At 74.0% G+C, this 20,911-nt stretch carries 19 protein-coding genes; 9 read left to right on the forward strand and 10 right to left on the reverse strand.

The window, feature by feature from the left end; genetic code table 11:
- Positions 1-779: 779 nt before the first annotated feature.
- From ACIOFR_RS30060 to ACIOFR_RS30075, 4 genes are all read right to left on the reverse strand, one after another.
- Positions 780-992, reverse strand: a complete 213-nt coding sequence (locus ACIOFR_RS30060) for a cold-shock protein (protein WP_401002372.1) — start codon at positions 990-992, stop codon at positions 780-782.
- Between the two features lie 172 nt (positions 993-1,164).
- Positions 1,165-1,527 carry a transcriptional regulator gene (locus tag ACIOFR_RS30065; RefSeq protein WP_401002373.1) on the reverse strand — a complete coding sequence of 121 codons (363 nt, stop codon included), beginning with the start codon at positions 1,525-1,527 and terminating at the stop codon, positions 1,165-1,167.
- Positions 1,524-2,183 carry a hypothetical protein gene (locus ACIOFR_RS30070; RefSeq protein WP_401002374.1) on the reverse strand — a complete coding sequence of 220 codons (660 nt, stop codon included), beginning with the start codon at positions 2,181-2,183 and terminating at the stop codon, positions 1,524-1,526. The genes ACIOFR_RS30065 and ACIOFR_RS30070 overlap by 4 nt, the downstream gene beginning before the upstream one ends.
- A 106-nt stretch (positions 2,184-2,289) precedes the next feature.
- Positions 2,290-2,871 (reverse strand): DinB family protein, encoded by a 582-nt coding sequence (locus ACIOFR_RS30075; protein WP_401002375.1) that lies wholly within the window; start codon positions 2,869-2,871, stop codon positions 2,290-2,292.
- 225 nt (positions 2,872-3,096) lie between these two features.
- On the opposite strand from ACIOFR_RS30075, the gene ACIOFR_RS30080 reads away from it, so the two are divergent.
- A complete protein-coding gene (locus ACIOFR_RS30080) occupies positions 3,097-3,723 on the forward strand; it encodes a DinB family protein (protein WP_401002376.1) in 627 nt (208 codons plus the stop codon).
- Positions 3,724-3,770: 47 nt separating this feature from the next.
- On the opposite strand, the gene ACIOFR_RS30085 is transcribed toward ACIOFR_RS30080, so the two are convergent.
- Positions 3,771-4,391: a TetR/AcrR family transcriptional regulator gene (locus tag ACIOFR_RS30085; RefSeq protein ID WP_401002377.1), complete on the reverse strand. Its 621-nt coding sequence runs from the start codon at positions 4,389-4,391 to the stop codon at positions 3,771-3,773.
- A 154-nt stretch (positions 4,392-4,545) separates the two neighbouring features.
- Here ACIOFR_RS30085 and ACIOFR_RS30090 point away from each other — a divergent pair, with 154 nt between their 5' ends.
- The 3 genes from ACIOFR_RS30090 to ACIOFR_RS30100 all read left to right on the forward strand — a co-directional run bounded on the left by ACIOFR_RS30090 (position 4,546) and on the right by ACIOFR_RS30100 (position 6,593).
- Positions 4,546-5,997, forward strand: coding sequence for an amidase (locus ACIOFR_RS30090; protein ID WP_401002378.1), 1,452 nt, complete (start codon positions 4,546-4,548; stop codon positions 5,995-5,997).
- A gap of 77 nt (positions 5,998-6,074) precedes the next feature.
- On the forward strand, positions 6,075-6,233 hold the full coding sequence (locus ACIOFR_RS30095) for a hypothetical protein (RefSeq protein ID WP_401002379.1): 159 nt from the start codon (positions 6,075-6,077) through the stop codon (positions 6,231-6,233).
- Between the two features lie 51 nt (positions 6,234-6,284).
- Positions 6,285-6,593: a hypothetical protein gene (locus ACIOFR_RS30100; protein WP_401002380.1), complete on the forward strand. Its 309-nt coding sequence runs from the start codon at positions 6,285-6,287 to the stop codon at positions 6,591-6,593.
- 310 nt (positions 6,594-6,903) lie between these two features.
- On the opposite strand, the gene ACIOFR_RS30105 is transcribed toward ACIOFR_RS30100, so the two are convergent.
- A complete protein-coding gene (locus ACIOFR_RS30105; protein WP_401002381.1) occupies positions 6,904-7,437 on the reverse strand; it encodes a hypothetical protein in 534 nt (177 codons plus the stop codon).
- Positions 7,419-8,480 carry a hypothetical protein gene (locus ACIOFR_RS30110; RefSeq protein ID WP_401002382.1) on the reverse strand — a complete coding sequence of 354 codons (1,062 nt, stop codon included), beginning with the start codon at positions 8,478-8,480 and terminating at the stop codon, positions 7,419-7,421. The genes ACIOFR_RS30105 and ACIOFR_RS30110 overlap by 19 nt, the downstream gene beginning before the upstream one ends.
- A 612-nt stretch (positions 8,481-9,092) precedes the next feature.
- Between ACIOFR_RS30110 and ACIOFR_RS30115 the strand changes: the two genes are divergently transcribed.
- Complete coding sequence (locus tag ACIOFR_RS30115; RefSeq protein WP_401002383.1) at positions 9,093-10,253, forward strand: ROK family protein; 1,161 nt, start codon at positions 9,093-9,095, stop codon at positions 10,251-10,253.
- Positions 10,254-10,470: 217 nt separating this feature from the next.
- Entirely contained in the window at positions 10,471-12,450 is a 1,980-nt protein-coding gene (locus ACIOFR_RS30120; RefSeq protein WP_401002384.1) for a glycoside hydrolase family 5 protein, read from the forward strand.
- A gap of 89 nt (positions 12,451-12,539) precedes the next feature.
- On the opposite strand, the gene ACIOFR_RS30125 is transcribed toward ACIOFR_RS30120, so the two are convergent.
- Complete coding sequence (locus tag ACIOFR_RS30125; RefSeq protein WP_401002385.1) at positions 12,540-13,535, reverse strand: ROK family protein; 996 nt, start codon at positions 13,533-13,535, stop codon at positions 12,540-12,542.
- Positions 13,536-13,711: 176 nt separating this feature from the next.
- On the opposite strand from ACIOFR_RS30125, the gene manA reads away from it, so the two are divergent.
- Together manA and ACIOFR_RS30135 are read left to right on the forward strand one after the other, a co-directional pair.
- Positions 13,712-14,938, forward strand: a complete 1,227-nt coding sequence (gene manA, locus ACIOFR_RS30130; protein ID WP_401002386.1) for a mannose-6-phosphate isomerase, class I — start codon at positions 13,712-13,714, stop codon at positions 14,936-14,938.
- 162 nt (positions 14,939-15,100) lie between these two features.
- On the forward strand, positions 15,101-16,138 hold the full coding sequence (locus ACIOFR_RS30135; RefSeq protein ID WP_401002387.1) for a LacI family DNA-binding transcriptional regulator: 1,038 nt from the start codon (positions 15,101-15,103) through the stop codon (positions 16,136-16,138).
- A gap of 74 nt (positions 16,139-16,212) precedes the next feature.
- Here ACIOFR_RS30135 and ACIOFR_RS30140 read toward each other — a convergent pair whose 3' ends face one another.
- Entirely contained in the window at positions 16,213-16,689 is a 477-nt protein-coding gene (locus ACIOFR_RS30140) for an ATP-binding protein (protein WP_401002388.1), read from the reverse strand.
- 133 nt (positions 16,690-16,822) lie between these two features.
- Positions 16,823-18,412 (reverse strand): LuxR C-terminal-related transcriptional regulator, encoded by a 1,590-nt coding sequence (locus ACIOFR_RS30145; protein ID WP_401002389.1) that lies wholly within the window; start codon positions 18,410-18,412, stop codon positions 16,823-16,825.
- Here ACIOFR_RS30145 and ACIOFR_RS30150 point away from each other — a divergent pair.
- Positions 18,338-20,722: a GH92 family glycosyl hydrolase gene (locus tag ACIOFR_RS30150; RefSeq protein ID WP_401002390.1), complete on the forward strand. Its 2,385-nt coding sequence runs from the start codon at positions 18,338-18,340 to the stop codon at positions 20,720-20,722. The genes ACIOFR_RS30145 and ACIOFR_RS30150 overlap by 75 nt on opposite strands.
- Positions 20,723-20,911: the final 189 nt, after the last annotated feature.

A 20,911-nucleotide genomic window follows, 5' to 3' on the forward strand; every position in this document is an offset into this window, starting at 1 on the left:
CTACCCGCCTCCTCCACCGTCTTCGCACCACTGCGCCAGTGCTCCGCCATGTCCCGCAGCATGTCCTCGTCGGCCTCCGGCCAACGGGTGCCGGCGAGCAGCATGAGGACCCACTGCAGAGGCTCGGGTAGCTCGACTGCCATGAGATCAGGGCCTTCCAGTGGTGTGCGGTCGCCGGTGCGCTGGTGCGGGCGGGACGGGACGGAGCGGGGCGTACCGGCGCCGAGGGCCGTCGGGGCGCCACCGGACACCGGCCGGAGGGACGTCCGGGGTGGTGTCGTCCACAACACCCCCGACACCACGCATCCCGGCTACCCCACCCTGGTCGACGGAGCGACCCGACATCCCATTGTCTACGCGTGATGATGCCCTGTCAGCAGCGCTTCCTGCCACGATTCCGGACGTACCGGGACCGAAATCACATCTGCGGGGGTCGGCCGCGACCCGGGCACGGGGCCGGAACACCATGGCTGCCGAGGAGTCCGATCACGGGACCGGCCCGGCACCGGCTCACCTCGAAGCCACCGCCGCCAGGGCTCTTGTGGCCCCTGGGGGGCCTGTCCGGTCGATCCGCCGGAGTCGTCGCCTCCGAGGGCGGGTTCGAGCAGTCGGCGAGGCCCCGGCGGCAGGGTTGGGCCAAGGGTTCGGCCCGGGAGACGTGTCCGAGCATGACGGCACCCCCGACAGTCGTGGGCGACGGGCAGGCCGTCCACACGGCTCGTGGTCGGGGGTGCGGCGAATGAGGCGGCGCAGCGCCTGACGGGTCCTGGGCGGACTTCCTATCCCGCCACCTGGACCTTGTCGGCCTGCATGCCCTTCTGGCCCTGCACGGCCTCGAAGGTCACCTTCTGTCCCTCGACGAGGGACTTGAAGCCATTGCCCTCGATCGCCCGGAAGTGAACGAAGAGGTCGGGCCCGGACTCCGGCGTGATGAAGCCGTACCCCTTCTCGTCGTTGAACCACTTCACGGTGCCGTTCTGGCGCTCGGCCACGGTTGCCCCCTCAAGAGCAGTCGGTTGTCGGTGCGGTACAAGCGAGCCGATCATGACATGTGCGAGCGCTGAGTGGTGATCAGACAGCAGCGAGTCACTCCACCGGGTGTCTGTCCGACGCTCCGACGAACCGGCGGGCCCGCCCCGTCCGAGTGGTGGTCGCCCGGAGGGCTCAGGCCGGTGTGGGGGCGGCTGCGGCAGGGGGGTCGCTCTCTCCGTGGCGTCCTTCGGGCCCTTCGAGCTGGTGGATCAGGGTCTTGAGCGTGGCGATCTCGTCGTGCAGGGCCTGCTTGCCCGCCTTGGTGAGGTGGATCCAGGTGCGGGCCCGCTTGCCCTCGTAGCCCTTGTCGATCGTGACCAGACCCGCCTTCTCCAGGACCCCGAGGTGCTGGGAGAGGTTGCCGGCGGTGAGGCCGAGCGTGCTGCGCAGGAACGTGAACTCCACCCGCCGGGCTTCCTTGGCGACCGCGAGGATGCCCAGGCGGACGCGTTGGTGCACGACGTCGTCGAGGCTGCTGGTGGGGTGTTCGGTCATGCGGCCGACCGCCCCTGGACTCGTTGCAGCAGGGCGAGGCCGGCACTGCCGAGCAGCAGCACACCTCCGCTGAGCAGGAGGTTCGGGAGGAAGCCCCACGGCGACGGGTCGGGACGGTCGCCGGAGGCGAGCAGCGCGGCCAGGTACCCGCAGGTGATGGCGAGGAGCGGCCAGCTGCGCTCGATCCGGGCGAGCAGCAGCAGGGCCAGGCCGATCGTGCCGGCCGGGCTCACCACCGTGTCGACGAACAGGGTGACGGGTGACGGTCCGTGGAGCCCGGAGAGGAACCCCGGCTCCAGGGCCGTCCACGCGACGTAGAAGGTGATCAGCACGACCAGGACGATACCCAGCACCAGGTACGGTCCGACCCGGGTGCCCAGGCCGAGGCGGGCGGATCGGCGCAGGTAGAACCAGCTGATCGCGGCGTAGGCGAGCAGCAGTGCCACCGGCCAGTACCACATCGCCGGCGGCAGGCCCCCGTTGTGGTCGCCCTGGCCGTAGCGGACCACCGGCGCCGCGGCGAAGCGAACGACGGCGAAGACGAGGAGCGGGAACCAGGCGCCGCGCTGCTCACGCCGGACGTGGTGGACCAGCGCCCGCCTCATGGCCAGGAGGTGGTGGGGATCGCCGGCGGACGGGACATGATGAGTCGTCATGCCAACTAGGTTTGCATGACAAACTGATTGAGTCCAGAGACCTGTTTGCGAATCCCTGATCGAGTACGCGGGGGGTCGCCGGGGCAGGCCACGGCCTTCCCTCCGGTTAGTCGGCCGTGGCCTGCCAGGGCTGGAACCACGGGTCGGGCCACTGTTCGGCGGCGGCCAGCAGGGGGAACAGGGTGGCGCCGTCGATGGTTTCGCGGATGATGTCGGCGTGACCGCCGTGTCGGGAGGTCTCCTCGATCAGGTGCAGCAGCACCCAGCGGACGGACCAGTTCTTCACGTCGGCGGGGAACCACGGCAGTCCCTGGGGGACGGGCACGGCCTGGCCGAGATCGGCGATTTCGGCGATCACCGCGTCCGTCTCCCGGGTCGCGGCCGCGTACTGGTCCAGCGCGTCCGTCAGCGTCTCCTCCGCGGTGAGCGCGAACTCGGCGGAGTCGCTCTCGTCCGCCGTCCGCTGCTCGCCGCGCTGCCGCTGGAGGATCAGGTCGGTCCAGCCCGCCTCGCACCGTGCGGCGTGCTTGATGAGACCGCCGATGCTGAGCTCGCTGACGGTGGGCGTCATCCTCGCCTGGTCGTCCGTCAGGCCGTGGGCGGTGGCGCGCAGCGCCTGGCGCTGCTGGGTGAGGTAGGCGAGCAGGCCTTCGCGCTCGTCGGCGATCGGCGGTACGTGTGCGGGCATGGGGCTGACCCTCTCTCCTGGGAAAAGGGCTGGTCAAGCCCCCGGTGAAAAATCTTTCAGATCTTTGCGCAAGATGGGGCGCCGCGGCCGGCCTGCTCCGTGGGTGGCGGGGATCGGCTCGGAGCTGGCGGATTGGGTTGATCGGCCCGTGGACGTCGACCGAGGGCGACAGTAGGGTCTTGCTGAAACTTGCTGCAAGAAATTGCACCGCGAGAGGGTCCCGCCATGCCGAGAGTCGTCCCGCCCGTCGCCGATGAGCGCACGGCGCTGACCGCCTACCTGGCCCATCAGCGGCGCGCGTTGCGGGTCACCGCCTACGGTCTGACCGAGGAGCAGGCCCGCCTGCCGGCCTCCGCCAGCTCGCTGAGCATCGGCGGTCTCATCAAGCACGCCGCACGGTGCGAGGGCTTCTGGGTCGACCTGATCCTTCGGCGGCAGTGCGGGACGCAGCGAGAGGCGGACCAGTCGGGCGCGGACGCGTCGGGCGCGGACGAGTTCCACCTGGCCCCGGGCGAGACCCTGGCCGGGGCCCTGGACGCGTATGCGGCGGCCGCCGAGCGGACCGACATGGTGATCAGCGGTGTTCCGGACCTCGGGCAGGCCGTTCCGGTGCCGCCGGGGGCTCCGTGGATTCCCGCGGAGGTCGAGGAGTGGTCGGTCCGCTGGGTCCTGCTGCACCTGATCGAGGAGACGGCGCGGCACGGCGGTCACGCCGACGTCATCCGCGAGAGCATCGACGGCGCGACCTTCGACCCGCTGCTCGCCGCGGCCGAGGCGTGGCCCGACCCGTGGGTCCGACCGTGGGAACCGGCCTCCCCGGGTGCCGACCGACAGTACGTGCCGAACGACTGACGGCGTGGCGGCGCGGTGGCGCGGCGGCGCGGCGGGGAGGCGGGCGCTTACGGGCGCCGAACGGCGGGGCGGCCCGGGCGGCGGTCGAGGATGGCTTCGACGATCCCCATGAGGCGTTCGCCCGCGCGTTCGACGCTTCTGTTTTGTGCGCTCACCTGGGCTCCTTCGAGGACGAAGGTGATCTCCGCGGCCGCATCGTCCGGGTCCGACAGCCCGGCCCGGGTGCACAGGTCGGCGAGGCGGCGGGCCTGGCCGGCCTTGTGGGCTTCGATCAGTTGGCGCGCCGGGTGGGTGCGGTCGGGCAGTTCCGCGATGGAGTTGATGAACGGGCAGCCCCGGTGGGAGATCTCGGGGAGCCCGTCGGCGATGAACCGGGCGATGCCCAGGATCTGGGCCCGGGGATCGTCGGGGTGTGCGGTGCCCAGCCGGTCGAACGCGCTGGTGTAGTCGGCTGCGACGATCCGGAGCCACTCCTCCACCAGCGCGTCCTTGGTCGCGAAGTGGCGGTACAGCGCCATCTTGGTGGTCGCGGCCCGGTCGGCGATCGCCTGGACGCCCACCGCCTTGATCCCCTCGCGTGAGAAGAGCTCCTCCGCCGCGTCGAGGATCCGTTCCCGGGGCGGCAACTTGGCCACCCTGCTCTGCCTGCTGGCTCGCTCCGTCGCCATGCCCGCCGTTCCGCCCTTCGTCCGTCCGGGGGGCGTTGCAGCACCCTGATGCCGATGTTACGGTACCCACCGGTCCCTTGCAATACCGACCGGTATCGAAAGGGACCGGTCAGTCTCGTTCGGGCCCGGCCGGCCCTTCCCCCTGAGGACGACAATGAAGCTCTCCGAGTACGTGACCTACGACGGCGTCGGCCTGGCCGACCTGGTGGCCCGCGGCCAGGTGACTGCGGCGGAACTCGCCTCGACCGCCCAGCTGGCGTCCGAGGCGGTGAACCCGCGGATCAACGCCGTCGTCGAGACCTGGCCCGCACAGGACGAGCCGACCCCCGGCAGTACGCCACTGGCGGGGGTGCCCTTCCTGATCAAGGACCTGGCCGTCGCGATGGCCGGCAAGAGGGTCGAGCTGGGCAGCCGGATCGCCGCGGGAAACGTCGCCGGGGCCGACTCGTCGCTCATGGCGCGCTTCCGCCGCGCCGGGCTGGTGACGCTCGGACGCACGGCGACTCCGGAGTTCGCCTACAGCACCACCACCGAAGGCGTGCTGTACGGCGCCACCCGCAACCCCTGGGACCCGACCCGCACCCCCGGCGGTTCCAGCGGCGGCTCCGGAGCCGCCGTCGCCGCGGGCATCGTCCCGATCGCGCACGCCACCGACGCGGCCGGGTCCATCCGGGTCCCCGCCGCCAGCAACGGCCTGTTCGGCCTGAAGCCGACCCGCGGGCGGACATCCATGGGCCCCGACGCCGACGAGGTCTTCAACGGGCTCGCCGTCCACGGTGTCGTCAGCCGCTCGGTACGCGACAGCGCCACCCTGCTCGACCTCGTCCAGGGGCCCGAGGCCGGCGACCCCTATGCCGCCCCGCGGCCCGAACGGCCCTACGCACAGGAGGTCACCCGCTCCCCGGGCAGCCTCAGGATCGGTCTCCTCATCCGGCCGTGGGGCGGCCGGGCGGTCGACGGCACCGTCGTCGACGCCACACTCCGGGCCGCACGGCTGGCCGAGTCCCTGGGACACCGGGTCGAGGAGGTCCAGGTCGAACTCGGCGTCGGCTGGGAGGAGTTCGTCCTGGCCAACGCCCGACTGTGGAGCACCAACCTGGTGACCTGGATCGACGGCTTCGCCGCGGCCTTCTCACGCCCCGTCGACTCCACCACCGTCGAACCCGAGATGCTGGCCAGCTACGCCTACGGACAGGGGGTCAGCGGGACCGACTTCGTCCACGCGCTCGCGATGCGCAACAGCGTCGCGCGGGCGATCGGCCGGTACTTCGCCGCCTACGACCTGCTGCTCACCCCGACCCTGCCCGAACTGCCCGTCCCCCTGGGCACGTACGCCGAGGGCGCCGAAGGCGTCGACGGCCTCGGCTGGCTCAGGCAGCTCTTCCACCGCTCGCCCTTCACCGCCGCCTTCAACGTCGCCGGCACCCCCGCCATGTCCGTCCCCCTGGAGACCGACCCCGCCACCGGACTCCCCATCGGCATCCAGTTCGCCGCCGGGTACGGACGCGAGGACGTCCTGTTCCGCCTCGCCGGCCAGCTGGAACAGGCCGCCCCCTGGGCCCGGCGGACCCCCACCGTGTGGGCGGGCCGTCACGACGAGGCCTGACACGGCCGTGTCCGTCGGCGACGACGAACAGCCGACTCGGTGGACGTCCGAGCAGGTCGGATGGGAGACTCCCGCGCGTGACCGCCGTGCGAACCCTGGCCGCGTTCGGCTCCACCGCAGCCATCGGCCCGCTGCGCTGCGGCGCGACGCTCGACGACATCGCGGCGGCACTCGGTCCGCCGTGGGACATCGGTCGGCTGAGCAAACGCCGTCGCCGGCCCCATCTGTTCTCGTAGGGAGACGTCGAGCTCTGCGTGTGCCGGTGCCGCCGGGTCACGCTGATCAGCGTGCAGACCTGGCGGGACGTCATCTCGCTTCCCGCCCCGGGAACGACGACACCCGCCATGTCCGCGGGGCCCCTCACGCACGCGCAGGTCACGGCCGAGCTCGACTCGATCGGTTGTCGCTTCGCCCCCGTGACGCTCTGCCAGCCGCCCGGACAGACGGCAATGCGGGTCGAGTCGACGGGCGTCACCTTCACCTTCCGGGCCGAGCGCGGCTCCGGGCTCCTCCTGGACGGCGTCGGCCACTGGATCACCACCCACGCGTGCTCGCAGCCGGGCTCCGACACCCCGGACGACGGCTTCGGCGCGTGATCGTGACCGACCGGCCGACTCGCCGCGCCGGCCGCAGCGCCTCGCCGGTGGTCGGGGTCGGCCCGCTGCCCGTCGTGGTGAACCCGGACCCCTCCCGCCACGCGAACCTCTCGGCGTCGGCACCGAGCCCTGCCTGCGCCCGGTGGTGGCCGGCGGTGCCGTCCCCGGCGGCACCGGCCGCGCGCTGACGGCCCGCCCGAGGATCCTCGGCATCACGGTCCACGACGAGGAGCTGACGTTCACCGTGATCCACCGGGAGCGGCCGCCGCCGAGCACGCGCACCGCCACCGGCCCCCGGCGGGCCGGGCGGTCACGACGCGGCGCTGCTGAGGGCGAAGAGGCTGGAGGACAGGACGAGGGAGCACAGGCCCGACGGCGGCACCTCGATCTCGTGCACGCCCGGGGTGAGCGGCAGGGTGCCGGCCTGCTGGCGCTGGCCCAGGGCGTCGAAGGTCTCCATCCGGAGCAGGCGCGGCGGCCCGGACACCTCCAGCAGGATCCGGGACGCGGTGGAGGCGTTGACGATCGACAGCGTGCGCCAGGCCTCCGCGGGCAGTGGGACCAGCCGGTCGGTGTAGCTGGTGATCACCCGCCGGTTCCCGCGGGCGGCGAGGACCAGCGGGAAGAGCTCGTCCGGGTGCCCGGGCTCGACGTGGCCGTCGAGGAGCACGGCGGACAGCCGGCGCCAGGTGGCGAGCCAGAAGCGCAGGGACGCCCGGTGCGCGGCGGGGAGCGCCGTCAGGTGCGCGGACACCTGCGGCACGGAGTGCAGGGCGCCCTGGAACAGGCGGGCCAGGGTCTGGGGCGCGGAGTCCTGGTCCCAGATCAGCGGTTCGGAGTGCACCGCGGCGCCGGGGACGAGCAGGCCGAGGTCCAGGGTGCGGACCCGCTGGGCGACCGGGTCGGCGGGCGGGGCGACCGCGCGCAGGGCGGGGGCGAAGGCGGCGGGCGCCGGGCCGGGTGCGACCTGGCGGAGTTCGACGCCCAGGTCCGGTACGCGGCCGAGCGCTCGCCGATCAGCAGCGGGGCGATCCAGGCGACGTAGTGCAGTCCGAGCCCGCGGACCGCCCGGACGTGCGCGGCGAAGTCGGGGAAGCGGGCCGGGTCGGGCCGCCAGTCGCCGCAGTCGGCGTACCCGGGGCCGGTGCCGGCCGACTGCCAGCCGTCGTCCAGGAGCAGCCGTCCGAAGCCGAGTTGGGCGGCCAGGGCGGCCTCCCGCTCGACCTCGTCCGCGCGCAGGTCGCCCGCGAAGGCGTACCGGGTGGAGTAGCCGGGGGTGCGGGCGGTCGCCGGCGGTGGCAGGGGCCGCCCGCCGGGTCGGCCGGCCAGCCAGCCGCGCAGCCGCCGCAGGGCGGTGGCCACCGTGTGGCCCGGGGCGGCCAGCCGCAGTCGGCAGGGCCGGCCGGCGGCGAGCGGGAGGCGCAGCCACACCCCGAAGCGATGGCGCTCGGGGCAGACGCCGAAGCGGATCTCGGCCTCCTCGACGGTGCGCTCGGCGGCGAAGGCGAGGAGGCTCAGCCCGGCGTGGTCGTAGAGGCAGCCCACGGGCGCGGAGCGGAGCAGGGAGACGGGCTGCCAGGCCGTCGCGCCGGCGGGCAGGGTGCGGGACCAGCCGGCCGCCGGATGCCAGTACCCGGCGGCGTCGCCCAGCGGTAGGTCGATGCGGACGGTGACGGTGGCCGCGTCGAGGGCGGTGAGCACGGCGTCGGCGCCCTCCGTGTCGTGGTGCTCCAGGTCGAGGGTGACGGCGGCGCCGGCCGGCACCTGCGCGGTGATCCGGGCGCCGAAGGCCCGGAGCGCGTGCTCGCCGTCGGCCCACGGGGCCGGGTCGAGGTCGGCGGGGTCGAGCACAGTGGGGTCGACGGGGTGGCGGAAGGTGGTGTCCACGGGAGTTCTCTCGGCGGGACGCGGGGGCGTCGGGGACGGGTGTGAGGGGGTCGACCGGGCCGTGCGGGACGGTGTGCCCGGGTGGCGGCACGCGTTCGGAGGCATGCCTCAACGGCCGTTCGGGTCAACGGGGTTGTCGCCGGTGGCGCGCGGCAGGTGGGTGGTCGGTGCGGAGCCGGCGGGTCCGGGGCCCGCGCGGCTCAGAGCGCGGCGACGGGCGCGGCGCGGCGGGGGGTCACCCGGTGGGCGCAGCGGCCCGGCGGGACGCGCGGCGCGTCGGCAGGTGTCCGCCAGGGGGCGGTACGGCTCGGTGTGTCGCGCGTCGGGGATCCGGTGGCCGGGGTGGGCCGCCCCGGCGCGCGGCTAGGGAGGGGAGCGGGTCGCGGAGTGGTGCCCGGGTGGTGACCCCGGCGAAGGCGGGGAGAGAGCCGGTGGGTGCGGATAACGCCGAGGAGGGCTGGGTGGGTAGTCCCGATGGCTCGCCGGGGCCGGTGCGGCGTCCCGCTACAGGGTTCCGCCGCACGTCAGCGCGCAAGTGACCCGAGGGTAACCGCAAAGCTCGCCGGAACGCAATACTGGACGAGGTTGCTTATTTGTGGGTAGGTTTCAGTCGTGTTCCCGAGTCACAGGCAGCCGCTGGTCTCCGCGCCCGCCGAAACGGCCATCCTCTCCATGCTGCTGACCGGGGGTCCGCTGAGCAGGGTGGAGCTGGCGCGCCGTACCGGACTCTCGTCCACCGCGATCACCAAGTCCGCGCGGCCCCTGATCGAGGACGGCTACCTCCACGAACTCCCCCCGGAGCGCACCGCACCGGGGGCAGGGCGGCCGGTCAACCCGCTGGCGGTCACCGTGGAGCGGGAGTTCTTCGTCGGCGTCAAGATCAGCGCCGACGCCCTGTGCGCCGTGGTCTGCGACCTGCGGTCCGGCCTGCGGGCCACCGCCGGGCGCTCGCTCGGCGAGGACCGCAGCCCCGAGGCCGTGTGCGCCCTGCTCTGCGAGTTCGTCGAGCTCCTGCTCGACGGGGAGCCCGAGTTCCGGGAGCGCACCCGCCACCTCGGGATCGCGGTCTCCGGTGACGTCGACCGGGCCGCCGGCCGGGTCCGCTACTCGGTACTCCCGGGCTGGCAGGACGTCCCGCTCGCCGACCTGGTGGCGAAGCGGACCGGTCTCACCGTCATCGTGGAGAACGACGTCAAGGCGCTCACCATCGCCGAGCACTGGTTCGGCGAGGGCATCGGCACCGAGTACTTCGCCCTGGTCACGATCGGTGCGGGCATCGGCTCCGGACTGGTCGTCAACAACCGCCTGATCGCCGGCGCGTACGGGGTCGCCGGCGAGCTGGGCCACATCAGCATCGACCCCGCCGGCCCGCCCTGTCACTGCGGCCAGGTCGGCTGCGTGGAGGCGATCGCCTCCAGTGACGCCATCCTCGGCGCCGTCCGCCGGGCCACCGGTCAGGACGGCCTCGACTTCGACGGAGCCGTCCTGCTGGCCCGTGGCGGCGACGTCGCCGCCCGGGAGGTCTTCGCCCGGGCCGGCCGGGCGATCGGCACCGGCATCACCACCCTGGTCAACCTGTTCGGTCCGGAGCGCGTCGTCGTCACCGGCGAGGGGCTCGACACCTACGACCTGCTCGGCACGCACATCAAGGACGCCTACGCCGCCCACTGCTTCAAGGCCGCGGCGAACTGCCCCCTGACCCTGCGCCCGCTCCCCTGGGAGGAGTGGGCCAGAGGCGCCGCAGTCCTGGGCATCCAGGCGCTCTTCCCGTAGAGCACGGCGCCGGCCCCGGCCCCGCCCGTGAGGCAGGCCGACATCCCGCACCACCCGCACCACCCGCACCAGGCCGGGTCGGTGCCCGCCCGAGTCCGGCACCAGCCGGCGGCGGACACCGACCGGGACCCGCTCCGTCCCCCGGGGCCGCACGCGTGGACGGTGGATCCGGGGGTCGCACCACGCCCCTGCTCCCACCCTCCTGGAGTGATGACCCATGAGATCCAACCGAGCCGTACCCCGGCGCGCGAGACTCCTGGCCCGCGGCGTGCTGGCCGCCCTCGCCAGCGCCTCGCTGCTGGTCACCGCCGCGCCCGGCCCGGCCGCCGCCGCTCCCCGGGCCGCGACCTCCGCACCCGTGGCGCTGACCGGGCCGCAGCTGGCCGCGTCGTGGACCGGCCCGCTGAGCACCCGGGGCCGGTACGTCGTCGACGCGAACGGCAACCGCTTCAAGCTCAGGTCCAGCAACTGGGCGGGCGCCCAGGGCACGTACCAGGGCAGCGGTGACGTCAACGACGTCAACAACCACCAGGCCCACCAGAAGTCCGACAACATCCCGCTCGGCCTGGACCGCACCCCGATCAGCCAGATCATGGCCGACTTCCACTCGCTCGGCATCAACAGCATCCGGCTGCCGTTCTCCAACGCGATGATCCGGGACACCACCGCCGTACCGGACGCCGGCGTGGCGGCCAACCCGCAGCTCAGGGGCAAGACCCCGCTCCAGGTGTACGACGCCGTGGTCGCCGCCCTCACCGCCGACGGCTTCGCCGTCGTCCTCAACAACCACACCACCACGTACCGGTTCTGCTGCGCCCTGGACGGCAACGAACGCTGGAACAGCGGCCAGTCCACCGAGCAGTGGATAAGCGACTGGGTGTTCCTGGTCGACCGGTACAAGGCCAACAAGCGGGTGGCCGGCGCGGACCTGCGCAACGAGGTCCGCCGCGACACCTGGGACGACCCCAACTGGGGCTGGGGCGACGAGCACGACCTGTACACGGCACTGGAGCGGGCCGGCAACGCGATCCTCCAGGCCGACCCCGACATGCTGATCGTCATGGAGGGCATCAACTGGCAGGGCATCCCGCAGGGCATGTTCAGCCACGGCCGTCCCACCCTGAGGCCGGTCCGCACCCTCTCGCACACCCTGATCGACTCCAACAAGCTGGTCTACTCGGCGCACTTCTACTCCTACACCGGCTCCCACCACACCGGAGCGGGCGGCGGCTGGCAGAACGGCGAGACCAACGACCCCCGCTACCGGGACCTCAGCCCGGAGGAACTCGTCCGGACCATCAACGACGAGGCGCTGTTCGTCACCGAGGACGGCAAGCACTACACCGCCCCGGTCTGGATCAGCGAGTTCGGCGCCGGAGGCCGTGGCACCGACCCCGCCGACCCGGCGGTGGCCAAGGACCGGGACTGGTTCAAGCGGTTCACCGACATCCTGGTGCAGAACGACACCGACTTCGCCCAGTGGCCGGCCGTCGGCTGGACGGACGGCACCGGTACGCCCAACGACAACTGGGCGCTGATCAACTACGACGCCACCGGCAGGCGGCTCAGCGTCAACGACCCCGGCGACTGGCGCGCCACCGACTGGAACAAGCTGGTGGGCGCCCCCGGCCGGACCGGGCAGATCGCCCCGGTCGACCACTGGAACATGCTCGACCTCGACCACGGCGACTGGAACGTCTCCCGCACCATGCTCGCCAAGCCGGACTGGAGCCCGGGCAACCGCAAGGGCACCTGCCCCGACACCCAGCGCCTGACCGGGATCGGCCGCAGCTCCGGCCGCGGCCTGTGCACCGACGTCAACCAGCCCGTCAAGGCCGCCGGCGCGTGGGAGACGGTCAACAGCGAGCGGTACGTCGCCCAGGACTGGGCCTCCGGCTACAACAAGGTGCAGTGCCCGGTCAACAGCCTCGTGGTCGGGTACAGCATGAACGGCCCCGCCATGGTCTCCGTGCTCTGCGCGCCCTCCGCCACCCCGCTGCCGACGACCGGCCGCACCGTCTGGTTCGACCACGGCGACAACCGGCCCGCCTCGGGCGGCGCCGCGGGCAGCGACTGGGCCGAGGGCGACTACAAGGGCCAGTGCGCCGACAACGAGTACCTCGCCGGGGTCGCCATGACCTGGAAGTGGACCCAGCAGGGCCGGCCCGACGCCCTGCTCTGCCGACCGCTGAGCTGACCCCGTCCCTCCGGACCGCCGGCCCGGGGCACCCCAGCCCCGGGCCGGCGTCTCCAGCCGGTCCGGGGCCGCCGGAGAGGCGACCGGGGTCACGCGGGGGTCGGGTCGAACTGCCGTACCGGTCTGGCGAGCGCGGCCGCGCCGACCAGGCCTGCGTCGGTGCCGAGCTCGGCGGGGAGCACGGCGATGCCGGCCGCGAACGGCAGGGCGGCGTAGGTGTCCAGGTGGCGGCGGAGCGGGGTGAGCAGCAGGTCGCCGGCCTTGGCCACGCCGCCCCCGACGATCGCGGCCTCGATCTCGATCAGGGTGGCCGCAGCGGCGATCCCGGCCGCCAGGGCCCGGCCCGCGAGGTCGAAGGCGTGCAGGGCGTCCGGGTCACCGGCCCGTGCGGCGATCGCGACCGCCGCGGCGCCGGACTCGCCGTGGACGGGCCGCCAGCCGGACTCGGAGGCGGTCCGGGCGATCGCCGTCCCGCTGGCGAGGCCCTCCACGCACCCGCGCGAACCGCACGGGCACGGCCGGCCGTCGAAGTCGACGCTGATGTGCCCGAGGTGGCCGGCGTTCCCGGTGTGCCCGGGGTGCAGCCGCCCGTCGATGATCAGGCCGGCGCCGATGCCGGTGGAGACCACCAGGCAGAGCGCGTTGCGGTACGGGCGGGCCGCGCCGCGCCAGTGCTCGGCCGCGGCCATCGCCACCCCGTCGCCGCCGAGCGCGACCGGCATGGCGCGCACCGCGGGGTGCGCGGCCACCTCGCTCTGCAACGGGAAGGCGCGCCAGCCGGGGATGTTGACCGGACTGACCGTCCCCGACTCGATGTTCACCGGCCCGGCGCTGCCGATCCCGACCGCCCGCACGCCCGCCCACAGCGGGTGCCGGGCGAGTTCGTCCAGGACCCGCCACACCGCCGCCAGGACCGATTCGGCGCTCTCCCGGGCGGGGGTGGGCTGCTGGATCCGGTGCAGCAAGGTCCCGCCCGAGTCGACCAGCCCGCCGGCGATCTTCGTTCCGCCGACGTCCAGGGCTGCCAGGAGCGGCAGGACGGGGGAGGGGTGCTGGCCGACCACGGGGGTCGATCCGTAACTCATGGTGACGTCTCCGGTGGTGTGCGACGGGGGAGTGCCGGCGCCGTCGTCCTGCGCGGCGGTGCCGAACCTGCGGGCTGATTCTTGCGCTCTTTGACAACGTTGTCTAGATTGGTGATCACTCAACTGCCGTCAGCCGCGCCGGCCCCGCCCGGCGCCCGCACCCCCGGAGCCCCGCCATGACCGACCGGGAGCCGACCGTCGATCCGCTCACGAACGACATCCGGCCCCACGCCTGGGGCTCCACCACCGCCATCGCCCGGCTGACCGGCCGCCCCCCGGCCGACGAGCCGGAGGCCGAGCTCTGGATGGGGGCCCACCCGGGCTCCCCCTCCCGGGTGGACCGGGGCGGCGGTCCCGAACCGCTCGACCGGGTGATCGCCCGCGACCCCGCCGGAGAACTCGGCCGCCGGGTCGCCGACCGCTTCGGCGGACGGCTGCCCTTCCTCCTCAAGGTGCTGGCCGCCGAGCGCGCACTGTCCGTCCAGGTCCACCCCAGCACCGCCCAGGCGCGGGCCGGGTACGCCGCCGAAGAAGCCGCCGGCATCCCCCTCGGTGCCGCCCGGCGGATCTACCGGGACCGCAGCCACAAGCCCGAACTTCTGTGTGCCCTCGACGACTTCGACGCACTGTGCGGCTTCCGGGACCCGGGCGCCACCGCGGATCTGATGGCCTCCCTGGAGGCACCCTCGCTCGCCCCGTGGATCCGGATCCTGCGCACCACCGATCCGGGCCCCGCGCTGCGCACCGTCCTCACCGGGGCACTCGGCGCCGACCGGGCCAGGGGCGTCCGGGCCGCCGCCGAACTCGCGCCCGCCCTCGAGCGCGCCGCCACCTCCCCGGGGCCGTACGGCGAGACCTGTGCCGCGTACGCCGCGGCCGCCCGCGACTACCCCGACGACCCCGGTCTGGTCGCCGCGCTGCTGCTCAACCACGTCCGGCTGCGGGCCGGCCAGGCGATCTACCTCGGCGCCCGCGTCCCGCACGCCTACCTGCGCGGCACCGGCATCGAGATCATGGCCAGCTCCGACAACGTGCTGCGCTGCGGACTCACCCCCAAGCACGTGGACGTCCAGGCCCTCGCCGGCGTCGTCGACTTCCGGCCCGGCAGTCCCGCCCTGGTGCCCGGGGTCCCGGGCCTCGGCGGCGAGACCCACTACCCGGCGCCCGTCGCCGAGTTCGCGCTGTCCCGGGTCGACCTCGCGGGCCGCACGGCGGTCGCCGCGGACGGCCCGCAGATCCTGCTCTGCACCGAGGGCTCCGCAGTACTCGTGCGATCCCCGCGGAGGCCGCTGACCCTGCGGCAGGGTGACAGCGTCTTCCTCCCCGCCGCCGGCGGACCGGTCCACCTGACCGGCACGGCCACCCTGTACCGCGCCCGGGTGCCGGAGCGGCGGGCCGCGTGACGGCGGCCCGCGGCCCGCGCCGGCGCACCGGACCGCGACGGACGCACGGGCACCGCGACGGAGTGCACCGTACCCCGACGAAAGCCCGCCCGGCATCGTTGTCTACGCTGGCGGACCTGCCATCCTGGTGGTAGTTGAAGTTCGAAAGGGGCAGCCGGAGCCATGCCAGTCGAAGCGGAACGCGTGATGTCGGAGGCCGCCGCCGCGCGGCCGACCATGAAGGACGTGGCGGCGCTCGCGGGCGTGGGGCTCAAGACCGTGTCGCGGGTGGTCAACGGCGAGGCCGGGGTCCGGGAGGAGACCGCCGCGAAGGTACGCGGCGCCATCGAGCAGCTCCGCTTCCGGCGCAACGACGGCGCCCGGCTGCTCCGGCAGGGCAGCCGGACCAGGTCGGTCGGGCTGATCCTGGAGGACCTCGCCGACCCGTTCTACGCGCAGCTCAGCCGGGCGGTGGAGGACGTCGCCCGGGCGCACGGCTCGCTGCTGCTGATCGGGTCGTCCGCCGAGGACCCGGTCCGCGAACGGGAGTTGGCGCTGGACTTCTGCGCGCGCCGGGTCGACGGGCTGATCATCGTGCCCACCTCGGGCGACCACGACTACCTGACCGCCGAGCTGGCCGCGGGCACCGCCGTGGTCTGCGCGGACCGCCCGGCGGCGGGTCTGCCGGTGGACACCGTCCTCGCGGACAACCGCAGCGGCGCGGCCGACGGGGTCAGCCACCTGATCCGCCAGGGACACCGACGGATCGGCTACCTCGGCGACGCGCCCGGGATCTACACCGCGGCCGAGCGCCTCGACGGCTACCGGCAGGCGATGGCGGCCGCCGGGTACGGGATCGGCGAGCACTGGGTCGCGATGGGCAGGCCCGACCCGCTCGGCGTCCGGTTCGCCCTGGACCGGATGCTGTCCGGTCCCGAGCCGGTGACCGCGCTGATGTGCGGCAACAGCCGCACCACCGTGGCCGTCCTGCGCGACCTGGTGGGCCGGCCTTCGAGCCCGGCCCTGGTCGGGTTCGACGACTTCGAACTCGCGGACATGCTGGCCACGCCGGTGACCGTCGTCGCCCAGGACGCGACTGCGATGGGGCGGATGGCGGCCGGCCTGCTGTTCCGGCGGATGGAAGGCGAGCAGGCGCAGCCCCAGCGGCTCCAGATCCCGACCAGGCTGATCCAGCGCGGGTCCGGAGAGCTCCCGCTCTGACACCGGCCGCGGGCCGCCGAACCGTTGGGCGCCGCCGTACCGCCGCGCGCCGGCCGTACCGCGGCGACCGCGAGCTACTCGGTCCCGGGTCCGGCGGACAGGGAGGCCACCACCCGCGTCCCGGCGGGCGAGGGGAAGGCCAGCCACCACAGGCAGTGGTGCCGCACCACCTCCAGGCCGTGCCCGCCGGTGGGGGCCCGGTCCTCTCCCGACGGGGGCGCGGCCCAGCGGTTGCGCCACGTGCCGGAGTCCTGGACCTCGACGGTCAGGGCCGCGCCGTCGAGTTCGACGGAGACCGAGACGTCCGCGCTGCGGCTGTGCAGCACCACGTTGGTGACCAGCTCGCTGACCACGAGCTCCAGCCGGCGGACGGCCTCGGCGGGGACGCGCCACTGCCGGGCCGTCTCGCCGGCGAAGTGCCGCAGGGCGGGGACGGCGGCGGGTTCCGCGGTCGCGCCGCGGGTGGCGGACACCCGGTGCCCGGGCGGCGGGACCGCGGCGGGCGAGTCGTCCGGGGCGGCGGTCCCGAAGGGAAGAGATGCGATGGCCATGTCAGCTCCTGAGGCGTCCCGTCCGTGGTGCATGCGCGGGGTTGTCTCGACCGTGCCTGTTCTCGACCACGCCGGACAATCAGGGGCGGCCGGACTAGGTGTACGTATTCGGTCCGGCGCGGCCGCATACGCGTCAGGGCCCTTCCACCAGGTCGCGCAGGGCGCCGCGCACCGCCTCGCGCCTGGTGCCGAGCTTCCTCAGGACCCGGGCGACGTGCTGCTCCACGGTCCGCGGCGACAGGAACAGCGCGGTGGCGATCTCCTGGTTGGTGGCCCCCCGGGTGAGGTGCTCGGCGACCTCGCGCTCGCGCGGCGAGAGCCGGTCGCCGTACCCCCGGCGCCCGGGGGCGAGCGGCGAAGCCATCCCCAGCTCGCGCAGCAGCCGCTGGCAGCGCGCGACGTCGGCCGTCGCACCGAGCCGCGTGTACGTCTCCAACGCCTCGGTCAGTGACGCCCGTTCGGTGCCGGGCCGGACGGCCGCCGCCAGTCGCCCCATCCGTTCGGCGGCCCGGGCGGCCTCGTACGGGCGGCCGATCTCCCGCCATCCGCGGTGGGCCCGCGCGAACCGCTCGGCGGCCTCGGCCGGCGCGGTGTGGCGCAGCAGGAGGCCGCGGGCGAGGAGGAGTTCGGCGTCGGCGGCGGGCGTCTCGCGGCCCGACAGGCCGCGCTCGGCCTCGTCCGCCAGCCGTTCGGCGGCGTTCCGGTCCCCGACGGCCAGGGCCGCTTCGACGACGGCCGGCAGCAGCCCGGCGCTCCTCGGCCAGGCCCGGGTCCCGCGGAGCAGCGCGACCGCCGGCGCGGCCGTGGCGGCGGCCTCCTCGGCCCGCTCGCCGGCCAGCCACAGGCCCACCGGCCCGGCCGCCGCCCGGAGCGCCACGCTCACCTCGGAGTGCCGCTCGCCGTACGCCGCCGCCGCGCGGAAGTGCTCGAAGGCCCGGCCGCCGCGTCCCTGCGCGGCGGACAGCGCGCCGAGGAGCAGGGTGCGCTCCAGGCCGACCAGGTCGAGGTCGGGGTACTCGTCGGCGAGCGCGGCCAGGCGCTGCTCCAGGCCGGCCCAGTGGCCGCCCAGGTAGTCCAGACCGAGCAGGACGGAGCGGCCGTACACCCCCAGGTACGGAATGCCGGACCGGTCGGCGCGGACCTGGTTCCCGGCCAGCAGCTCCCGGGCGCGGGCGTCCTGGCCCAGCTCGGCCATCAGGGTGCCGGCGTTGTGCAGGGCCCGCGCGGTCTGCTGGGCCACCGCCTGGTCCTCGGGCCTCCGGGGCACCTGCTCCAACCGCTCCCACAGCCCGGGGTCGCCCTCCCGGGCCATCAGCGTGATCCGGGAGGCGCGGACGGCCGCCCGGATGCCCTCGTCCCGGCTGTCGCGGACGGTGGCCTCGGCCCGCGCCATCCAGCTCTCGGCCCGGTCCGCCGCGCCGTCCCACTCGTTCAGGGCGAGCGCGACCATCGCCCGGGCCGCCCGCTCCGGACACCCGGCCAGCTCGGCGGCGGCCCGCTCGATCTCGCGGAAGCCGGACCGCTCGCCGGCGTGGGTGACCAGCAGCAGGCCCAGCCCGAGCCGGACCTCGCCCCGGGTGGTGTCCGGCAGCCCAGGATCGGCGAGGATCCGGTGCAGCAGGGCGGCTGGCTGCCGATGTGGAAGAACGTGACCGAGACCAACATCATGGTCGGCACCAACGCCGACTCCATCATCGCCGAGGCCGTCAACAAGGGCTTCCACGGCTTCGACCTCGACCTCGCATACCAGGCCGTCCGCAAGGACGCGACGACACCCCCGGACAAGGACGCCACCACCTGGTACGGCGACCGCCAGGAAGGCACCCCCGTCGAGGCCAGAGCCGGTCTGACCACCTACCTCAAGAACGGCTGGGTCGCCGCGGACAAGACCGCCGAGGCCGGCGCGCGCAGCCTGGACTACGCGTACGAGGACTGGGCCGTCGCGCAGGTCGCCCGGGCCGCCAGCCACGGCGCGGACGCGGCGACCTTCCTCGACCGCAGCAGGAACTACACGAAGCTGTTCAACGCCACGACCGGGTTCATGCAGGCCCGGAAACTCGACGGCTCCTGGGCCGACGGAGCCTGGACCGAGGGCGACCAGTGGGTCTACACCAACGGCGTCCTGCACGACGTGCCCGGCCTGATCGCCCTCAAGGGCGGTGACGCCTCCTACAGCGCCTGGCTGGACACCTACTTCGCGGGCGGGCACAACAACCACACCAACGAGCCCAGCCACCACGTCCCGTACCTGTACGACTACGCGGGTCGTCCGTGGCGGACCCAGCAGCTGGTCCGTCAGATCGCCGCGAAGAACTACCACAACGCCCCCGGCGGGCTGTCGGGCAACGACGACTGCGGCCAGATGTCCGCCTGGTACCTGTTCTCCGTGATGGGCTTCTACCCGGTGAACCCCGCCTCCGACCAGTACGCGGTCGGCAGCCCCTTCTTCGAGAAGGTGACCGTCGACCTGCCCGGCACCAGTCGTCCCCTGGTCATCTCGGCGCCCGCCGCGGCCGGCAGCCCCTACGTCCAGGCGCTCAGCCTGAACGGCAAGAAGATCACCAAGCCCTTCCTCAGCCACCGCGACCTGACCGGTGGTGGCGACCTCGCCTTCACCATGAACAGCGCCCCGCAGGCCTGGGGCGCCAGCACCACCCCGCCCGAGCCGCCGGTGGCGAACCTCGCACTCGACAGGCCGGTGCAGATGCTCAACGGGACTCCCGCGGCGGAGTGGGGGAAGCCCGCCGGCAAGGCCGTCGACGGCGACCCCTCGACCATGGCGCAGTCCACCACGGGCGCGCCCTGGAGCCTGCGGGTCGACCTGGGCACGACCGCGACCGTGGGCCGGGCGGTGGTCGATCCCGACTGGGAGAACTACCCGGTGAGCTACGACGTCAAGGTGTCGACCGACGGCACCGCATGGACCACGGTCGTCGGCCAGGCCTCGGCCGGGGGCACCGACGGCTGCGCGGGGCACGGTGTGGCCACCTGCGGCCAGTCGCGCACCCACACCTTCACCCCGGTACGGGCCCGGTACGTGCTGCTGAGCGTGAACAACTGGACCAACGCCCGGACCGGCAAGCCGGCCGACGACTACGGCTGGGCCCTCAGGGAGTTCGAGGTCTACCCGGCCGCGGGATCAACCGACCGCAAGCCGCCGACCACCAACGCGAGTTCGGCCCCGGCGAGCCCCGACGGCCGCGCCGGCTGGTACACCGGGCCGGTGACCGTCGGCCTCACCGCCTCCGACGAGGCAGGCGGCAGCGGCGTGGCCCGTACCGAGTACCGCCTCGCCGGCGCCGGCGCGTACACCCCGTACACGGGTCCGCTGACCCTGAAGGCCGCAGGCAGCCACACGCTGGTCTACCGCTCGGTGGACAGGGCGGGGAACGTCGAGGCGGACCGTACCGCCACGGTGCGGATCGACGGCGTCGCGCCGACCCTCACGGTCGACGGGGTCGCCGACCGGGGGGTGTACGGCGACAGCGGCTCGCTCCCGGTGACCGTCACCACCGCTGACGTCGGCTCCGGCGTCGGCGGCGTCGGAGCGACCGTGGACGGACGGCGGCTCGCGCTCCCGACGGCGCCGCTGACGCTCCGCCGACTGCGACTCGGTGGCCACACGGTGGTCGTCACCGCGGAGGACCGGGCCGGCAACGCCACCGTGGTCGAACGGCGGTTCGCCGTCACCACCTCGCTGGCGGACGTGCGGGCGATCGTCGAGCAGGCGGTGGCCGCGGGGCGGCTCGACCGCTCCGGTGCCGACAAGCTGCTCGCCAGGATCGGTCAGGTGGCGGCGGCCGAGGGCCGCGGCCACCGGAAGCAGGTGGTCACCCAGCTCGGGATCCTGCTGCGGATGACCGGCGGCACGTCGGGCGTCCGGTTGAGCACCGAGGACCGGGACCTGCTCGCCCGTGACATCCGGTTCCTGATCGTGGCGGCCGGCGGGACGGCCGCCGACGCCGGACTCGCCACGGCCGCCTACCGGACCGTCGCCGACCAGGTCGCCTCCGCGGAGGGCGCCCACTCCTGACGGCCCGCAGGCGTGACGCCGGTGCCGGGGGCGGGTGGCCGACCACCCCCCCCGGCGCCGGCTGCGCCGTGCCCGCGCGGCCCCGGTGGCGAACGGCCACGAGGTGGTGTCGGACACGGTGGCGAACGGCCACGAGGTGGCGTCGGACACGGTGGCGAACGGCCACGAGGTGGCGTCGGACACGGCGGA

The organism is Kitasatospora sp. NPDC088346 (assembly GCF_044740765.1).
GTDB lineage: Bacteria > Actinomycetota > Actinomycetes > Streptomycetales > Streptomycetaceae > Kitasatospora.

Bases quoted from the DNA above. Each gene is read 5' to 3' on its own strand.
- ACIOFR_RS30065 (WP_401002373.1), bottom strand. From the start codon at position 1,527: ATGACCGAACACCCCACCAGCAGCCTCGACGACGTCGTGCACCAACGC.
- ACIOFR_RS30070 (WP_401002374.1), bottom strand. From the start codon at position 2,183: ATGACGACTCATCATGTCCCGTCCGCCGGCGATCCCCACCACCTCCTG.
- ACIOFR_RS30075 (WP_401002375.1), bottom strand. From the start codon at position 2,871: ATGCCCGCACACGTACCGCCGATCGCCGACGAGCGCGAAGGCCTGCTC.
- ACIOFR_RS30080 (WP_401002376.1), top strand. From the start codon at position 3,097: ATGCCGAGAGTCGTCCCGCCCGTCGCCGATGAGCGCACGGCGCTGACC.
- ACIOFR_RS30085 (WP_401002377.1), bottom strand. From the start codon at position 4,391: ATGGCGACGGAGCGAGCCAGCAGGCAGAGCAGGGTGGCCAAGTTGCCG.
- ACIOFR_RS30090 (WP_401002378.1), top strand. From the start codon at position 4,546: ATGAAGCTCTCCGAGTACGTGACCTACGACGGCGTCGGCCTGGCCGAC.
- ACIOFR_RS30120 (WP_401002384.1), top strand. From the start codon at position 10,471: ATGAGATCCAACCGAGCCGTACCCCGGCGCGCGAGACTCCTGGCCCGC.
- ACIOFR_RS30125 (WP_401002385.1), bottom strand. From the start codon at position 13,535: ATGAGTTACGGATCGACCCCCGTGGTCGGCCAGCACCCCTCCCCCGTC.
- manA (WP_401002386.1), top strand. From the start codon at position 13,712: ATGACCGACCGGGAGCCGACCGTCGATCCGCTCACGAACGACATCCGG.
- ACIOFR_RS30135 (WP_401002387.1), top strand. From the start codon at position 15,101: ATGCCAGTCGAAGCGGAACGCGTGATGTCGGAGGCCGCCGCCGCGCGG.
- ACIOFR_RS30140 (WP_401002388.1), bottom strand. From the start codon at position 16,689: ATGGCCATCGCATCTCTTCCCTTCGGGACCGCCGCCCCGGACGACTCG.